Annotated in this window: 16 protein-coding genes and 1 pseudogene; 11 read left to right on the plus strand and 6 right to left on the minus strand. The window is 55.5% G+C overall.

All coding sequences use genetic code 11. The annotated features are described in order from the left end of the window. Positions 1-194 precede the first annotated feature (194 nt). The 4 genes from ACOTYB_RS14850 to ACOTYB_RS14865 all read left to right on the plus strand — a co-directional run bounded on the left by ACOTYB_RS14850 (position 195) and on the right by ACOTYB_RS14865 (position 3,913). Complete coding sequence (locus tag ACOTYB_RS14850; RefSeq protein WP_220153462.1) at positions 195-1,817, plus strand: alpha-glucoside-specific PTS transporter subunit IIBC; 1,623 nt, start codon at positions 195-197, stop codon at positions 1,815-1,817. Then, positions 1,814-3,136: a 6-phospho-alpha-glucosidase gene (locus ACOTYB_RS14855; protein ID WP_003861082.1), complete on the plus strand. Its 1,323-nt coding sequence runs from the start codon at positions 1,814-1,816 to the stop codon at positions 3,134-3,136. Before ACOTYB_RS14850 ends, ACOTYB_RS14855 begins: the two co-directional genes overlap by 4 nt. 92 nt (positions 3,137-3,228) lie before the next feature. Next, positions 3,229-3,576: a YidH family protein gene (locus ACOTYB_RS14860; RefSeq protein ID WP_003861080.1), complete on the plus strand. Its 348-nt coding sequence runs from the start codon at positions 3,229-3,231 to the stop codon at positions 3,574-3,576. Continuing rightward, the gene (locus tag ACOTYB_RS14865; RefSeq protein WP_022650092.1) at positions 3,566-3,913 is read left to right on the plus strand and encodes a DUF202 domain-containing protein; all 348 of its coding nucleotides are present in this window, start codon (positions 3,566-3,568) and stop codon (positions 3,911-3,913) included. Before ACOTYB_RS14860 ends, ACOTYB_RS14865 begins: the two co-directional genes overlap by 11 nt. Before the next feature lie 32 nt (positions 3,914-3,945). Here the strand turns inward: ACOTYB_RS14865 and dsdA are convergent, their stop codons facing one another. Both dsdA and dsdX read right to left on the minus strand, forming a co-directional pair. After that, positions 3,946-5,232, minus strand: a complete 1,287-nt coding sequence (gene dsdA, locus ACOTYB_RS14870) for a D-serine ammonia-lyase (RefSeq protein WP_022650093.1) — start codon at positions 5,230-5,232, stop codon at positions 3,946-3,948. 17 nt (positions 5,233-5,249) lie between these two features. Next, a complete protein-coding gene (gene dsdX / locus ACOTYB_RS14875) occupies positions 5,250-6,587 on the minus strand; it encodes a D-serine transporter DsdX (protein WP_136467608.1) in 1,338 nt (445 codons plus the stop codon). 204 nt (positions 6,588-6,791) lie between these two features. Here dsdX and dsdC point away from each other — a divergent pair, with 204 nt between their 5' ends. Continuing rightward, complete coding sequence (gene dsdC / locus ACOTYB_RS14880; protein WP_003861073.1) at positions 6,792-7,718, plus strand: DNA-binding transcriptional regulator DsdC; 927 nt, start codon at positions 6,792-6,794, stop codon at positions 7,716-7,718. 84 nt (positions 7,719-7,802) lie between these two features. Next, positions 7,803-8,888: pseudogene (locus ACOTYB_RS14885) on the plus strand (cellulase family glycosylhydrolase); the annotation flags it as partial. Here the strand turns inward: ACOTYB_RS14885 and emrD are convergent. The 4 genes from emrD to tisB form a co-directional block, all read right to left on the minus strand. Beyond that, positions 8,794-9,978, minus strand: a complete 1,185-nt coding sequence (gene emrD / locus ACOTYB_RS14890; RefSeq protein WP_063159111.1) for a multidrug efflux MFS transporter EmrD — start codon at positions 9,976-9,978, stop codon at positions 8,794-8,796. The pseudogene ACOTYB_RS14885 and the gene emrD overlap by 95 nt on opposite strands. Before the next feature lie 175 nt (positions 9,979-10,153). Further along, on the minus strand, positions 10,154-10,987 hold the full coding sequence (locus ACOTYB_RS14895; protein WP_023323922.1) for a DMT family transporter: 834 nt from the start codon (positions 10,985-10,987) through the stop codon (positions 10,154-10,156). Between the two features lie 62 nt (positions 10,988-11,049). Continuing rightward, complete coding sequence (locus tag ACOTYB_RS14900; RefSeq protein WP_003861064.1) at positions 11,050-11,496, minus strand: GNAT family N-acetyltransferase; 447 nt, start codon at positions 11,494-11,496, stop codon at positions 11,050-11,052. 64 nt (positions 11,497-11,560) lie between these two features. Further along, entirely contained in the window at positions 11,561-11,650 is a 90-nt protein-coding gene (gene tisB, locus ACOTYB_RS14905) for a type I toxin-antitoxin system toxin TisB (RefSeq protein WP_017383683.1), read from the minus strand. Between the two features lie 720 nt (positions 11,651-12,370). Here tisB and ACOTYB_RS14910 point away from each other — a divergent pair. From ACOTYB_RS14910 to ilvN, 5 genes are all read left to right on the plus strand, one after another. Next, positions 12,371-13,084, plus strand: coding sequence for a hypothetical protein (locus ACOTYB_RS14910; RefSeq protein WP_045342656.1), 714 nt, complete (start codon positions 12,371-12,373; stop codon positions 13,082-13,084). Between the two features lie 197 nt (positions 13,085-13,281). Beyond that, positions 13,282-13,761 (plus strand): Hcp family type VI secretion system effector, encoded by a 480-nt coding sequence (locus tag ACOTYB_RS14915; RefSeq protein WP_045342657.1) that lies wholly within the window; start codon positions 13,282-13,284, stop codon positions 13,759-13,761. 107 nt (positions 13,762-13,868) lie between these two features. Continuing rightward, a complete protein-coding gene (ivbL, locus tag ACOTYB_RS14920; protein WP_057979964.1) occupies positions 13,869-13,967 on the plus strand; it encodes an ilvB operon leader peptide IvbL in 99 nt (32 codons plus the stop codon). A 106-nt stretch (positions 13,968-14,073) separates the two neighbouring features. Continuing rightward, on the plus strand, positions 14,074-15,762 hold the full coding sequence (ilvB, locus tag ACOTYB_RS14925) for an acetolactate synthase large subunit (RefSeq protein ID WP_421765834.1): 1,689 nt from the start codon (positions 14,074-14,076) through the stop codon (positions 15,760-15,762). A 3-nt stretch (positions 15,763-15,765) separates the two neighbouring features. Beyond that, entirely contained in the window at positions 15,766-16,053 is a 288-nt protein-coding gene (gene ilvN / locus ACOTYB_RS14930; RefSeq protein WP_003861055.1) for an acetolactate synthase small subunit, read from the plus strand. Positions 16,054-16,104: the final 51 nt, after the last annotated feature.

A 16,104-nucleotide genomic window follows, 5' to 3' on the forward strand; every position in this document is an offset into this window, starting at 1 on the left:
GTGGAATACGTCTTAACTTGTCCATGTTTGGTTTAAAAAGTAGACCTGATTGGTCAAATTAAAACCATGAATGCGATCACGAATCGCAGCGGCACGCCATGTTCCCGCATCAGTAACTTCTTATGCTCACCTCAGGCCAGTAAAAAACCATAAAGGCCTCTATCCCCTACAGGTTGTTTCATGAGGATTTAAAAATGCTCAGTCAAATACAACGTTTTGGCGGCGCCATGTTCACCCCGGTTTTGCTGTTTCCCTTTGCCGGGATCGTGGTTGGGATCGCCATCATGCTTCGCAATCCGCTGTTTGTCGGTGAGGCCTTAACCGCGCCTGATAATCTGTTCGCGCAAATTGTTCACATCATCGAAGAAGGCGGCTGGGCGGTGTTCCGTAATATGCCGCTGATTTTTGCTGTCGGCTTACCGATTGGCCTGGCAAAGCAGGCGCAGGGCCGCGCCTGTCTGGCGGTGCTGATTAGCTTCCTGACCTGGAACTATTTTATCAATGCGATGGGGATGACCTGGGGTCACTTCTTTGGCGTCGACTTCTCTGCTGAACCCACTGCCGGCAGCGGGCTGGCGAAGATTGCCGGAATCAAAACGCTTGATACCAGCATCATCGGGGCGATTATCATTTCCGGGCTCGTCACCGCCATCCACAACCGATTTTTCGACAAGCCGTTGCCGGTCTTTCTGGGGATTTTCCAGGGCACCTCGTTTGTCGTTATCCTCGCGTTCTTCGTGATGATCCCCTGCGCCTGGCTGACGCTGCTGGGCTGGCCGAAAGTGCAGATGGGCATTGAGTCGTTGCAGGCCTTTCTACGTACCGCTGGCGCGCTGGGCGTATGGGTTTATACCTTCCTGGAACGCATTCTGATCCCAACCGGATTACACCACTTTGTCTACGGTCCGTTTATCTTCGGCCCGGCTGCGGTAGAAGGCGGCATTCAGGTCTACTGGGCACAGCACCTTCAGGAATTCAGCCAGAGCACTGTGCCGCTGAAAACGCTGTTCCCGGAGGGCGGATTCGCGCTGCACGGCAACTCTAAGGTGTTTGGCTCAGTCGGTATTGCGCTGGCTATCTGGTATACCGCGTCGCCGGAGAACCGCGTCAAAGTGGCAGGTCTGCTGATCCCGGCCACGCTTACCGCCGTGCTGGTGGGCATTACCGAACCGCTGGAGTTCACCTTCCTGTTTATCTCGCCTTTGCTGTTTGCCATCCACGCCGTGCTGGCCGCAACGATGGCGACGGTGATGTATATCTTCGGGGTGGTGGGGAACATGGGCGGCGGTCTGCTGGACCAGTTCCTGCCGCAAAACTGGATCCCGATGTTCCATAACCACGCCTCGACGGTATTCACCCAGATTGGCATCGGCCTCTGCTTCACCGGGATCTACTTCGTGGTCTTCAGAACGCTTATCGAACGTCTGAATCTCAAAACGCCGGGCCGGGAAGAGAGCGAAATCAAGCTCTACAGCAAGGCCGACTATAAGGCCGCTCGTGGGCAAACCACCGCCCCGGCGGCAGCCAGCCAGCAGGTCGGACAGGCCTCTGGGTTCTTACAGGCGCTCGGCGGCGCAGCGAATATCGAAAGTATCAATAACTGCGCCACCCGCCTGCGTATCGCCCTGGTGGATATGACGAAAACCCAAAGCGATGACGTATTCAAAGCCCTGGGCGCACACGGTGTGGTGCGGCGCGGCAACGGCATACAGGTGATTGTCGGTCTGCACGTTCCTCAGGTGCGCGACCAGCTGGAATCGCTGATGAAAACCCCTTTAACAAACGAACAAACCACTCTGACAGAGGCTATATCATGAAAAAATTCTCAGTTGTTATTGCAGGCGGCGGCAGTACATTCACGCCTGGTATCGTCCTGATGCTGTTAGCCAACCGTGACCGTTTCCCGCTGCGTGCGCTGAAGTTCTATGACAATGACGGAGCACGTCAGGAGATCATCGCCGAGGCGTGTAAAATCATCCTTAAGGAGCAGGCGCCGGAGATTGAATTTAGTTACACCACCGATCCTGAAGCGGCCTTTACCGATGTGGATTTCGTGATGGCGCATATTCGCGTTGGCAAATATCCCATGCGTGAAAAGGATGAAAAAATCCCGCTGCGCCACGGCGTGCTGGGCCAGGAAACGTGCGGGCCGGGCGGCATCTCCTACGGCATGCGCTCCATCGGCGGCGTGCTGGAGCTGGTGGATTACATGGAGCAGTACTCCCCGAACGCGTGGATGTTGAACTACTCCAACCCGGCGGCGATTGTCGCGGAAGCCACGCGCCGCCTGCGTCCGAACGCGAAAATCCTCAACATCTGCGATATGCCGATCGGCATTGAAGGGCGTATGGCGCAAATCGTCGGCCTGAAAGACCGCAAAGAGATGCGCGTGCGCTACTACGGTCTGAACCACTTCGGCTGGTGGACGTCGATTGAAGATCAGAACGGTAACGATCTGATGCCGAAGCTGCGCGAATACGTGGCGAAAAACGGTTATGTTCCGCCTTCGGAAGATGTGCATACTGAAGCGAGCTGGAACGATACCTTCGCCAAGGCCAAAGACGTACAGGCGCTGGATCCGGACACCATGCCGAACACCTACCTGAAGTATTACCTGTTCCCGGACTATGTGGTCGCCCATTCCAATCCGGAGCGTACCCGCGCCAATGAAGTGATGGATCACCGTGAGAAGCATGTATTCAGTTCATGTCGGGCGATTATCGAAGCCGGTCATTCTTCTGCCGGTGAACTGGAAATTGACGAACATGCGTCGTACATCGTCGATCTGGCGACCGCGATTGCCTTTAACACCCAGGAACGCATGCTGCTGATTGTGCCTAACAATGGGGCTATCCATAACTTTGATGCTGACGCGATGGTAGAAATACCTTGTCTGGTCGGCCACAACGGACCGGAGCCGCTGACCGTGGGTGATATTCCGCACTTCCAGAAAGGGCTCATGAGCCAGCAGGTGGCGGTGGAAAAACTGGTGGTGGACGCCTGGGAGCAGCGCTCGTATCAGAAACTCTGGCAGGCGATTACCCTGTCGAAAACCGTACCGAGCGCATCGGTGGCGAAGGCGATTCTGGACGATCTGATTGAAGCGAATAAGGATTACTGGCCAGAGCTGCACTAATCTTTCTGACCGGCATCGCCTGATGCCGGTCTCCTTGTCCTGGCTGAATTACGCTATGCTGAAGCCTGCATGCAGCACGACAAGGAACTTTCATGAACATTTCCCGCCTCGGTGAAGCACCGGACTACCGCTTCTCACTGGCTAACGAACGCACGTTCTTAGCGTGGATCCGCACCGCCCTGGGCTTTCTGGCCGCAGGCGTCGGCCTTGATCAGCTCGCCCCCGATTTTGCCACCCCGTTGATTCGCGAAGTGCTGGCCCTGCTACTGTGCCTGATTGCCGGCGTGCTGGCGATTTATGGCTATCTGCGCTGGCTGAGAAATGAAAAGGCGATGCGTCTGAAGCAGGATCTCCCCTACACGCGCGGCTTGCTCATTATCAGTACGATTTTGCTGATGGTTGCGGGCGTAGTGATGTTACTGGTGCTGTATGCCGGATAGCCGCAAAGCGCGGCGGGAAGCGGACCCCGGCCTTCAGCCAGAGCGAACCTCGCTGGCCTGGCTGCGCACGCTGCTGGGGTATGGCGCGCTGATCGCTCTTGCCATTAAGCACAACTGGCACCGCACGGGGGCGCCATTCTGGATCTCCATTGTTGTGCTGGCGCTGGTAGCCATCATTTTATGGCGCTACACCCGCAGCCGTAACCTGATGGACGTGTCGCAGAACGACTTTGCGCAGCCGAAAGCGGTGCGGGATAAGTTCCTCATCGCCCTGGCCGTGCTGTCGTTGTCACTGCTGTTTGCGGTAACCCACATTCAACAAATTTTGCACCTGTAGGCCGGGTAAGGCGCAGCCGCCACCCGGCATAATTACTTCCCTTTCGCTAAATATTTCGCCATCTCGTCTTCCGGCACCATGCCGCCGCCGGTCGCCCACACCAGGTGGGTAACGTTCTCATCGGCATCGACGCGCAGTGGCCCGGCCATCCCCGCCAGCGCCGACGGCTCCAGGCGAATCCTTTCCTCCTGCGCCAGCCAGCCGAGCATGTCGTACATGCTTTGATCGGAGAGGGTATAGAACCCGTCGAGCAGGCGCTCCATCGCGCGGCCCACGAAGCCGGAGGCACGTCCTACCGCCAGACCGTCCGCCGCCGTCACGTTGTCGATACCCAGATCCTGCACGGCGATTTCATCGTGCAGCCCGGTATAAACGCCCAGCAGCATGCACGGTGAGTGCGTTGGCTCCGCAAAGAAGCAGTGGACGTTATCGCCAAAGGCCAGCTTCAGGCCAAACGCCACGCCGCCGGGACCACCGCCGACGCCGCACGGCAGGTAGACGTACAGAGGATGATCGGCATCCACCACGCGGCCCTGTTCGATAAACTGCGCCTTCAGGCGCTCGCCAGCAACCGCATAGCCCAGGAACAGCGTGCGTGAGTTCTCATCGTCAATAAAGAAGCAGTTCGGATCGCTTTCCGCCGCTTTGCGTCCCTGCTCTACCGCCACGCCGTAATCCTGCTCATATTCCACGACGATCACGCCGTGGCTGCGCAGTTTGGCTTTCTTCCACTCGCGGGCGTCGGCGGACATATGCACCGTCACCTTAAAGCCAATGCGTGCGCTCATAATGCCGATGGACATCCCCAGGTTGCCGGTTGAGCCCACCGCGATGCTGTACTGGCTGAAGAAGTCCTTAAAGCGCGGCTCCAGCAGAACGCTGTAGTCGTCTTCAACGCTCAGCAACCCGGCTTCCAGCGCCAGTTTCTCCGCATGGGTCAGCACCTCATAGATGCCGCCGCGCGCTTTGATCGAGCCGGAAATCGGCAGATGGCTGTCTTTTTTCAGCAGCAGCGTGCCTGTAACAGGCTTCGCAGATTCTTTCTCCAGCCGCGCCTGCATCGCCGGGATCGCGACCAGGTCGGATTCGATAATCCCGCCCGTTGCCGCCGTTTCCGGGAACGCTTTCGCCAGATACGGCGCGAAGCGTTTCAGGCGCGCGTGCGCGTCGTCTACGTCGGCTTTCGTCAGCCCGACATACGGCAATCCTTCCGCCAGCGTCGTGGTGCGCGGGTTAAGCCAGGTGGTTTCTTTCAGGGCAATCAGATCCTCAACCAGAGGAAACTGTGCGGTTAAAGTAGTGATAGTTGCGTTTTCCATAATACGTCTCTTCGCGCTCAGATAATGAAAGAAAGCAGGAATGTGCCGCCAAGTGCAAGCACCGAGGCGATAAACGTCGCCGTCGTATAGTATTTGAAGGTCTCATTCAGGGTCGCGCCGCAATACTGCTTCACCAGCCAGAAGAGAGAGTCGGTCACGATCGTGCAGCCAATAGCGCCGGACCCGATGGCAATGGTGATGATCTCCGGGCTTACGTTCGGGTAGAGCGGCAGCATCGGCGCCACTATCGCCGTGGCACCCATCATCGCTACCGTTGCCGAACCCACGGCGGCGTGCAGCACCAGTGCCACCAGCCAGGCGAGAAGGATAGGGTGCATATGCAGGTTCGAGAGAATATGCGCCAGCGTCTCCGCCAGACCGCTGGTTTTAAGGATGGCGTTGAACGCGCCGCCCGCACCGATAATCAGCAAAATGTTGGCGATAGAGCCAAAGCCGTGCTCCGTATGGGTCAGCATTGCGCCCATGCCCATGTGCTGGCGGATCCCCAGCAGGTAGTAGGCGACAAACACGGCGATAAACATCGCGGTGATAGGGTTGCCGATAAACTCCAGCAGGGTATAAAGCGTGCCTTCTTTTGACATGTTCAGCTCGGCAATGGTTTTCACCAGCATCAGGGCAATCGGCAGCAGCACGGTGCACAGCGTGGCGCTCAGCGATGGCAGCGTGTGTTCTTCCCGCACCTTCAGGTCTGAAAATTCCGCCGGAACCGGCTTATAGGGCAGACGATCGCCGAGCAGCTTCAGGAACAGCGGGCCGCCAACCAGAGACGCCATCAGGCCCACCATCAGACCGTAGACAATCACCGTCCCGACGTCCGCCCCTAATTTATTGGTGACAAACAGCGCGGCCGGATGCGGAGGCACCACGCAGTGCACTGCCATTAGTGCGGTACAGAGCGGAATGGCCAGCTTGAGCAGCGACGTGTTGGTCTTTTTGGCGATGGAAAACGCCAGCGGGATCAGCAGTACCACGCCCACTTCCACAAACAGCGTAATGCCGCAGATCAGGCCGACCAGGACCATAATCACGTCCGCCGACAGCCAGCGGCAGCGCTGCAACGTAATCCCGATGCGCTCTGCCGCGCCGGAGACTTCCATCATTTTGCCGAGAATAGTGCCAAGACCGATAACCGCCGCCAGGAAGCCCAGCGTACCGCCAATCCCGCTCTCAATGGCGTTAACCATATCCAGCGGGCTCATCCCCATCATCGCGCCAACGAAAAAGCTTGCCAGCAGCAGCGCGAGGAACGGGTGAAACTTCAGTTTTACGATGGTTAAAACAATCAACACGATGCTGACAAGCAGCGTTGCCACAACCCAGACCTGAGATCCCATATCTCACCTCACCCTTATGTCATCTGGGGATATTGGACGAAAAAACGGCTTGGGCTGACAAACGATATAAATTGGCGTTCAGATGAGCCAGATTGGATCAACTGAGTGACTGGACTCTAAAAAGCGCACTTATTTTGCCGTTGGTTCACATAAATTCATTCTTGAGCGGTATGCTGAACGCAGAAATTACGTGTGGGAATTGTGATGACCGATGCGAATGAAGGCAGAAACCGGCTGTTAAACGGCTGGCAGCTGTCGAAAATGTACACCTTTGAAGTGGCTGCCCGGCATGAGTCCTTCGCCCTGGCGGCGGCGGAGCTGTCGCTCAGCCCCAGCGCGGTGAGCCACCGCATTAACCTGCTGGAAGAGGAGCTGGGCATTCAGCTGTTTGTCCGCTCACACCGTAAAGTGGAGCTGACGCAGGAAGGCAAGCGCGTTTACTGGACGCTGAAATCGTCCCTCGACACCCTGAATCAGGAGATCCTGGACATTAAAAACCAGGCGCTGTCAGGTACGCTAACGGTGTACTCCCGGCCCTCGATCGCCCAGTGCTGGCTGGTGCCGATGCTGGGGGATTTTACCCGCCGCTACCCGTCGATTTCACTTACTATTCTGACTGGTAATGATTACGTCAACATGCAGCGAACCGGCATCGATCTGGCGCTCTATTTCGACGATACGCCGCCAAACCACCTTTCTCATCACTTTTTGATGGATGAAGAGATTTTGCCCGTCTGCTCGCCAGCGTATGCCCGGGAGCATGAACTGCTGAAAAACCCCCATAACCTCAGCCACTGCACGTTACTGCACGACCGTCAGGCCTGGAGCAATGATTCCGGTACGGATGAGTGGCTGAGCTGGGCGCAGCATTTCGCGGTGAATATGCCGTTATCATCGGGTATTGGCTTCGATCGTTCTGATTTAGCCATTATCGCGGCCATGAGTAATGTCGGGGTGGCGATGGGGAGAAAGCGGCTGGTGCAAAAACGTCTCGAACGGGGGGAGTTGATCGCACCTTTTGATGGGGAAACCCTCAAGTGCCATCAGCATTATTACGTCTCAACGCTTCCCGGCCGTCAGTGGCCGAAAATTGACGCCTTTATCGGCTGGCTAAGAGAGCTGGCGGGTTGAAGAATTATTACGCTTTCGCTCTACACCAAATGTGAAAAAGCGTGCTAAATACAGGTAATGCTTTTGATTTTTCCAGGGTAAACCGTGTTAAAGCCTTTTATTGCCACTGCGATCTTACTCTCTTCCGGCTGGGCGACTGCCGCTGAGCCGCCGCTGACGGCTGCCCGTTATGCGCAGCAGCTGGGCGTCGGGATGGATGTGGACTGGGCACGCACCGAGCGCGGTATCCGCGAATTCGACCCGCTGGTGGTCCGTGATTTTCAGGCGAAAGGCATACACCATGTCCGTATTCGGGTGGCGGGCGAACCGACGGAAGCGCGGCTGATTCACCTGCGTAAGCTGGTGGAGGCATGCGAGCAATACGGCGTCATCCCCATCATCGCTTATCAGGCCGATGAATATAAAAACGACCCGAAAGCGGATACCGAAAAAGAGGTGATTAACTGGTGGATTGCCGTGGCGCACTATTTTGGTCAGCGCTCGCCGTTGCTGGGCTTTGACCTGATCTACGAACCGGCGGACAAGCTCAACCACAACGTTGCTTCGCTCAACCGGGTGTATGAGAAAGCGATCAATGACATTCACGCCATTGATGCCAGCCGCATGATTTTTATCGCCCCTCGTCTGCGCGCCGCGCCGGAGGATTTATCCACCCTGAAGCTGCCCGCGCACAGCCAGAATTACCTGCTGGCGGAGTGGCATATTTTCCCCTGGGGTCCGCTGAAAACGAACGGTAAATACCCGTGGACGTCCGGAACTGCGGCTGAGAAAGCGGCTATCCGTAACCGAATCAACGCCGCGCTGCACTGGCAACAAAAAACCGGGCATGTGAGCTGGGTTGGCGGCTGGGGGGTGGGCGAATCGAAAAGCCTGACGCCAACCGCCTCGCAGATGGCGTTTGCCACGTTTATGGCGTGCGAGCTGCAACATGCCAACATCCCGTATGCGATAAACGCCGATGTTCAGTTTTATGACGGGGAAGAGGGGGCGTGGCGGCCTGCCCCAGAGCGGCTATTGCAGGCGATGATTGCGCCCGTCTGTGAAAAGCCCGGCGAGAAGCCGGGCCATCATGCGGTTAAACCGGCTGTTCGTGATGCGAGACACGCGACGCCAGCGGCAGCCAGCACAGCAAAATCAGCAGCCCCATCAGGGTCATCAGCAAGCCTAAACTCGCCTGCCCGGTCTGCGGCATCATAGCCGAAAGCCAGGCCAGCGCGCCGGAACCGATGTTCTGCAAACCGCCTACCAGCGCGCCTGCCGTGCCTGCGAGGAACGGGAACGGCTCCATCGCGCCGCTGGTGGCGAGGGGAAACAGCATGCCCGCGCCGAAGAAGAACAGCGCTGCCGGGATGAGCAACGTCCAGACCGACATCACGTCAAACAGCCCCGGGATCCACATCATCAGCCCGGCCAGCAGACAGCTGATCACCGACTGCCACATCAGGGTGGAGAAACGCTTGTTCGGACGTCCGGCGAACCATGCGCCGAAGAACGCCGCCGGGATCGGCAGAATAAACAGAATACTCACCACCATACTGCTCAGGCCAAGGCCCGCGCCCAGCAGCACGCCGGAACAGGCTTCAAACACCGCAATGCCCGCCAGGCCGCCGATTAGCATCAACAGATAACAGGTAAAGGACCCATTACCGAACAGCGTTTTGTAGCTGGCGATGAGCTTCGTGCGCGGCGCGTCTTTTGGGCGGGTTTCCGGCATCCAGCGCCCCATGCTGAAGGTGACAATAATGCACAGCACCAGCAGGAAGGCGTAACAGGCGCGCCAGGACCAGACGGTGTCCAGCAGACCCCCAATCAGCGGGGCCAGCAGCGGGCTGACCAGAATACCCATATTTAACAGACTGTTGGCGTGGCGAAGCTGTGTGCCCTGGTACATATCACGCGGCAGGGTACGCGCCATAACCCCGCCGACGCCGGTGCCCACACCCTGAAGGGCGCTGGCGGCAATCAGGACGGTGAGGCTGTGCGTGGTAATGGCAATCACCGTCGCTACCATGAAAATGCTCATGCCCACCAGAATGACCGGACGACGCCCTACGCGATCGGACAGGGGACCATAAACCAGCTGTGAAACGCCATAGGTTAGCAGATAGGCTGCCATCACGCTCTGGACTGCACCTTCGCGGACGCTTAGATCTTTTGCCATATCGGCAATCGCCGGAATGTAGATGGTTTGCGCCATCTGCCCGACGGCCACCAGTAACACCAGCATCAACAATAAGTTCACGTTCCGTTGCTTTTTCATGTCGCTGAATACTTTTGCCAAAAGAGATAAATGAAGAATAAGTAACTATGCATTCCCATAAATGCGCGAGGAATCTACCACAGAGAGATGACAATTTAAGCATTACTGTGATGAATGACAGAAGACGTGAAGGCAGGATTTGTAAACAAGATCGGCAACTAATGTTGCCAGCGAATTACGCCAGGCGCAGCAGGATCGCACCGGCAGCAATACCCAGTGCCGCCGCGATGCGCAGGCCGGCAACCTTCTCTTTTAAAAGCACAAATGCGATTAATGCGCCGAAGAGAATAGAGGTTTCACGCAGTGCGGCGACCACAGCCAGCGGTGCCTGGGTCATCGCCCAGAGTGCCAGACCGTAAGATCCCATCGTCCCGACGCCGCCGAGCAGCCCTTTTTTCCAATGCAGGCGCAGGTAGCTGGACGCTTCGCGACGCCGCGCCACCATTGCCCAGCTCAGCAGACAGAAACCGTTCATGAAGAAGGTCCAGAGCGTGTAGCCCAGCGCAGTGTCCGAGAGTCGCACACCGGTGCCGTCCACCAGGGTATACCCGGCGATAAAACAGGCGTTCAGCAGCGCCAGCCAGATCCCCTTGCGTGACTGCATGCGGCCGTTCATCGCCATCGCCAGAATCGACAGACAAATGACCCCGATGCCGGACCACGCAAGCCAGGAGAGATGATCCCCGAGCACCATTACGCTGATCAGCGCCACCAGCAGAGGGGCCGTCCCGCGCATAAGGGGGTAGGTCTGGCTCATGTCGGAGACCTGATAAGTTTTTGCCACCAGTACCGTATACACCACCTGTAACGCACAGGAGACGAACAAATATGGCCAGCTTGCGGCAGTTGGCTGAGGAGAGAAGGGCAGTAAAATCAGGGCAATAAGCGCGGCTGAACCGCTGACTCCGATCGCCGAGTAGAGTTTATCCGTTCCGGCTTTAACGATGGCGTTCCAGCTGGCATGCAGCAGTGCGGCGAACAGTAAAATGCAGAAAACGGTGATGGTCATGGCGTATCGGTTGATGAAATGTCATCCAACTGTAACATTCACCCGTCGATGCTGCCAGCCGCTTACACTGCGCAAAAAAGGCGGTGCGTCACCCGGGGTTCGTCTGACACCAGCCTGAAGCCCGCCCGATGGTAAAATCCGTACGCGGTTTCCGGCGCATGGGTATTAAGAAAATCAAACCAGATGCTGGCATCCGCCATCACCACGGTCAAAAGTTGTTTGCCAATGCCCTGCCCACGGCACTTTTCGCTGACGTAGAGATGACGAATACGTCCGGCGCGCGGCTGCTGGCTGAACGGATCGCGGTTGAGGCCGCACACGCCCACCAGCCTGCCGTTAAGAAACGCCCCCAGCAGCTTTTCACCCGGCGCGTTAAAGCGGTTTTCACCCCGCTGCCAGTTTTCTTCCAGCCTGCGCAGCATATTGAAATTCAACGCGATACTCTCCGCCTTCAGGGCGATATAGCCCGGTTCATCAGGCGTAACAGGCTCAATTAACAGACGCGACATAGCATTCCCTCGTTATTAAAGAGGGGCGGTTGCCCGCCCCTCTCAGGTGCGACTTGAACCTGAATCACCGAACGTATTTCAGGACAGCATCAAGCAGTTGCAATACAGCAACAATGAGTTTGAGGACAAGTATGACCATATCCACGACGCTCATACGCGTCTCCTTTTGGTTAAAAGGAGCACGATGCTGGCGTACCTTTCCGCCGCCTGTGGCCAGCACCTGGATTGACGTAACACAGTGTGCTCACTTCAGGGGTTAAGGCACTGACGGCACCACCCGTTTCAGCCAGGACTTCGTTGCGCCGGTAAACTGCGGCCCCCTCGCTCACTGCGAACACCCTCAGTATAGATAAATACTGTATGCATGAACAGTATTTTATGGACAAATTTTGGAAGGCGATCCATACTCAAAAACGTCAAAATCCGTGCCGGAATTGCGCGTTCGTCTTCGATCGCGTATACTTTTCGCGTTGACGTAACACAGTGTGTTCTGCGGCGACCAACCGCAAAACCCTGATAAAAACCTCGCTTAGGCGGGGTTTTTTGTTTTCTGGACTGCCCATAAAAAGACTGCTGTAAAAGCGAGGTTTCTGCTATTTAGCTTCGTTGTGAACGGGATAGCATCGCTTATGCAACTTTCTTTATAGAGATAGGTATTAGACTCATTTTGCAATGATTAAACTAAAAATGTGTGAACTAATAAAAACCGCTAATGCCCTTCAAGTAATTAAGTTGTTTCGTATATAACCTTAATAAATAAAATCGTACTGACTTATTTTTTATGTGAATGTTTATGTAAAGCAATTTTACTGGTTTGAATTTCTGGACTTTTCAATGTATATTTCTATAGCCACAATCATTGTGTGGATACATTATGCAAGCATCTGATTATTTAAAGATGAAGTTCCAGAGTGACAGGCAGTTGGCTATTTATGGACAGCAAGGTGTTGCAGGAACATGGCGAGCATTAAAGGGGATTGGCTCTGATATTTACTCAGGAATTGAGTGTGTAAGTTGGTACTCATCATGCTTAATCCCCAGCTATCACGATGTGTGTGACGAGCTTCTCTCCGAAGAAAAGAGAATGTACCTCTCAATCCTCTCGCTTTACCGTTATCGCGATGTAATAGCACACATGCTCTATCTTTATTTTGAACATGTTATTTCCGATTCAGAAAACGGGAATGAACACAATCGCGTTCGCAAGATAGATTCAAAAGTAACAGGGCTTGTTAATAACATACCGACCAGCAAGGCCGCGCGTTTAGCAATAGCATGGGGTCTGGCCAAATCCCTGTCCGAATCAGGCCTGCTGTCTGAAATCGTCGTCGAACGGCTTGCACGCCGCGTACCTAACGTTGTCATGGCGCTTCAATTGATTGGAACGGAACAGAAGTGCGCTCTTGCTGCTCGCCGCCTGAAAACATTGGACCCTAAGTATTACGCCACCCTCTATGCCGCACAACTGGAGATGCTTTACTACTTTTTTGAGCCTTTCCTGTCTGAACTCATTAAGAAGGTGCAGTTGGGATTCTATAAGGATTTCGATGCAATTTATAAAGACTTAAAGGGCAAGGAGCATGTTTAAGAGTCTGTTATCAATTCTATTTACGGATATTTTATTTCCTGTTTATATTTTTGCGTGCGCCTCCTTGTTCCTGTGGTTGGTGCCTGACCACTGGGTATTACTAACATTCATTTCTATCATTGTATTTATTATTGTTCATCCGATAATTTTCGGCCACCTTGATAAGTACGATTAAATCATATAAAAAGGATTTTTTTATGTCAAACCCAGCTTATTTGTTTTTAACAGATGAAAATGGTTCTCCCATGGTTGGCCCTTGCCTTGTGTCAGGGCGTGAAGGTGCAATTGAACTCAAATCGTTCACTCATAATGTCAATATCCCAGTCGACGGAAATACCGGGAAATTAACGGGCACGCGCATACACATGCCCGTCATGTTTCAGAAGGAATTTGATCGTGTAACCCCGATTTTATTTCGGGCGCTGAGTACGGGAAGAATGCTCAAGTCAGCCACTATTAAGATGTATCAGATTAATGAGGCGGGTTTAGAACAGGAATATTTTAATATCCTCCTTGAGAATGTGAAAATAACCTCAATCACACCAGACCTGTATCCCGGCGCAAACACCGGAACACACCTTGAAACGGTTCTTATACGCTACGAGAAAATCACCTGGAAGTATTGTGACGGCAATGTCATCTATAGTGATGCCTGGAATGAGCGAGCAACTTACTGAAACGTGATCCCTGACGCATTTTTGCGCAGATGAAAATATTTCCATTGTCACGCCCGAAAACCTGTGTTTGTATAAATTCAATCAATGATTCCAAACACAGGTCCCCAATGACTTCATCCATCTTCACTTCGACCCTACTAAAAACTGCGCAACCTGCCGCAGTGGTCGTCGTGCGTGTGGTGGTGGTCGTCGGCAATGCGCCGTAGGGACTGGATCAACACACGAATCCAAAACCCCGCCGGCGCAAACCGGGCGGGGTTTTTCGTTTAGGACCCTCCCCGGAAGGCTGGCTCAGAAGAAAAGGACTGGAGCATGGCAAGTTCGGGCACAACATCCACCAAGACGCATTTTACAGGCGCGCAGCTGATTGTTCATTTACTGGAACGACAGGGCATCACCACCGTTGCGGGCATCCCGGGTGGGACCGTACTGCCGCTGTATGATGCGTTAAGCCAAAGCACACAGATCCGCCACGTGCTGGCGCGCCACGAGCAGGGCGCAGGCTTTATCGCCCAGGGCATGGCGCGTACCCAGGGTAAACCGGCGGTCTGTATGGCCTGTAGCGGGCCGGGCGCCACTAACCTGGTGACCGCCATCGCCGACGCGCGTCTCGACTCCATTCCGCTGATCTGCATTACCGGCCAGGTGCCGTCCTCGATGATCGGCACCGATGCGTTCCAGGAAGTCGACACCTACGGCATCTCTATCCCCATCACCAAACATAACTATTTAGTTCGCGATATCAGCGAGCTGCCTCAGGTTATCAGCGATGCGTTCCGCATTGCGCAGTCTGGCCGCCCGGGCCCGGTGTGGATAGACATTCCTAAGGATGTCCAGACCGCAGAGATCGAGATCGACATTCTGCCGGAGCCGGGCGAGCGTGCCCCCGCGCCGGAGTTCAGCGCTGAGAGCGTGCGCGATGCGGCGGCAATGATCAACGCCGCCAAACGCCCGGTGCTGTATCTGGGCGGCGGGGCGATCAACGCCGCGGATGAAATCCGCCAGTTTGCGGAAAAAGCCAACCTGCCGACCACCATGACCCTGATGGCGCTGGGTATGCTGCCCAAAGCGCATCCATTGTCTTTAGGGATGCTGGGCATGCACGGCGCGCGCAGCACCAACTACATCCTGCAAGAGGCGGATTTGCTGATAGTTATGGGGGCGCGTTTTGATGACCGGGCGATTGGCAAAACCGAGCAGTTCTGCCCGAACGCCAAAATCATTCACGTGGATATCGACCGCGCCGAGCTGGGTAAAATCAAGCAGCCGCACGTGGCGATCCAGGGCGACGTGGCCGAGGTGCTGGCGCAGCTGATCCCGCAGACGGTGGCAACCGACCGCGCCGACTGGCGCCAGCTGGTGGCCGATCTGCAACGCGAGTTCCCGGGCGCTATCCCAACCGAGGGCGACCCGCTGAGCCACTATGGTCTTATCAACGCTGTTGCCGCCTGCGTGGATGACAGCGCGATTATCACCACCGACGTCGGCCAGCATCAGATGTGGACTGCCCAGGCGTATCCGCTGAACCGCCCGTGCCAGTGGCTGACCTCCGGCGGCCTTGGCACCATGGGCTTCGGCCTGCCAGCAGCGGTTGGCGCGGCGCTCGCCAACCCGGACCGTAAGGTGATCTGCTTCTCCGGTGACGGCAGCCTGATGATGAATATTCAGGAGATGGCGACGGCGGCCGAAAACCAGTTAGACGTCAAAATCATTCTGATGAACAACGAGGCGCTGGGTCTGGTACACCAGCAGCAGAGCCTGTTCTATAAGCAGGGCGTGTTTGCGGCGACCTATCCGGGGATGATCAACTTCATGCAGATTGCCGCTGGTTTTGGCCTGCACACCTGCGATCTGAACGCCGAAGAAGATGCCCACGCGGCGTTGCAGGATGCGATTTCTCGCCCTGGCCCGGCGTTGATCCACGTGCGTATCGACCCTGAACAAAAAGTGTATCCGATGGTGCCGCCGGGTGCGGCAAATACTGAGATGGTGGGAGAATAAGCCATGCAGAAACAACATGATAACGTCATTCTGGAACTCACCGTCCGCAACCACCCTGGCGTCATGACCCACGTCTGCGGGCTGTTTGCCCGCCGGGCATTTAACGTGGAAGGCATTCTCTGCCTGCCAATTCAGGGCAGCGAGCACAGCCGAATCTGGCTACTGGTCAACGACGACCAGCGTCTGGAGCAGATGATAGCGCAGATCGACAAGCTGGAAGACGTCACCAACGTGGCGCGCAACCAGTCCGATCCCACCATGTTTAACAAAATTGCGGTGTTCTTCGAATAGATCGCTTAAGGTAAGCGTCTTTCGCTCTTGTAGGCCGGATAAGCGCAGCGC

This window comes from Enterobacter cloacae complex sp. IR5450, assembly GCF_049238665.1.
Classification (GTDB): domain Bacteria; phylum Pseudomonadota; class Gammaproteobacteria; order Enterobacterales; family Enterobacteriaceae; genus Enterobacter; species Enterobacter hormaechei_C.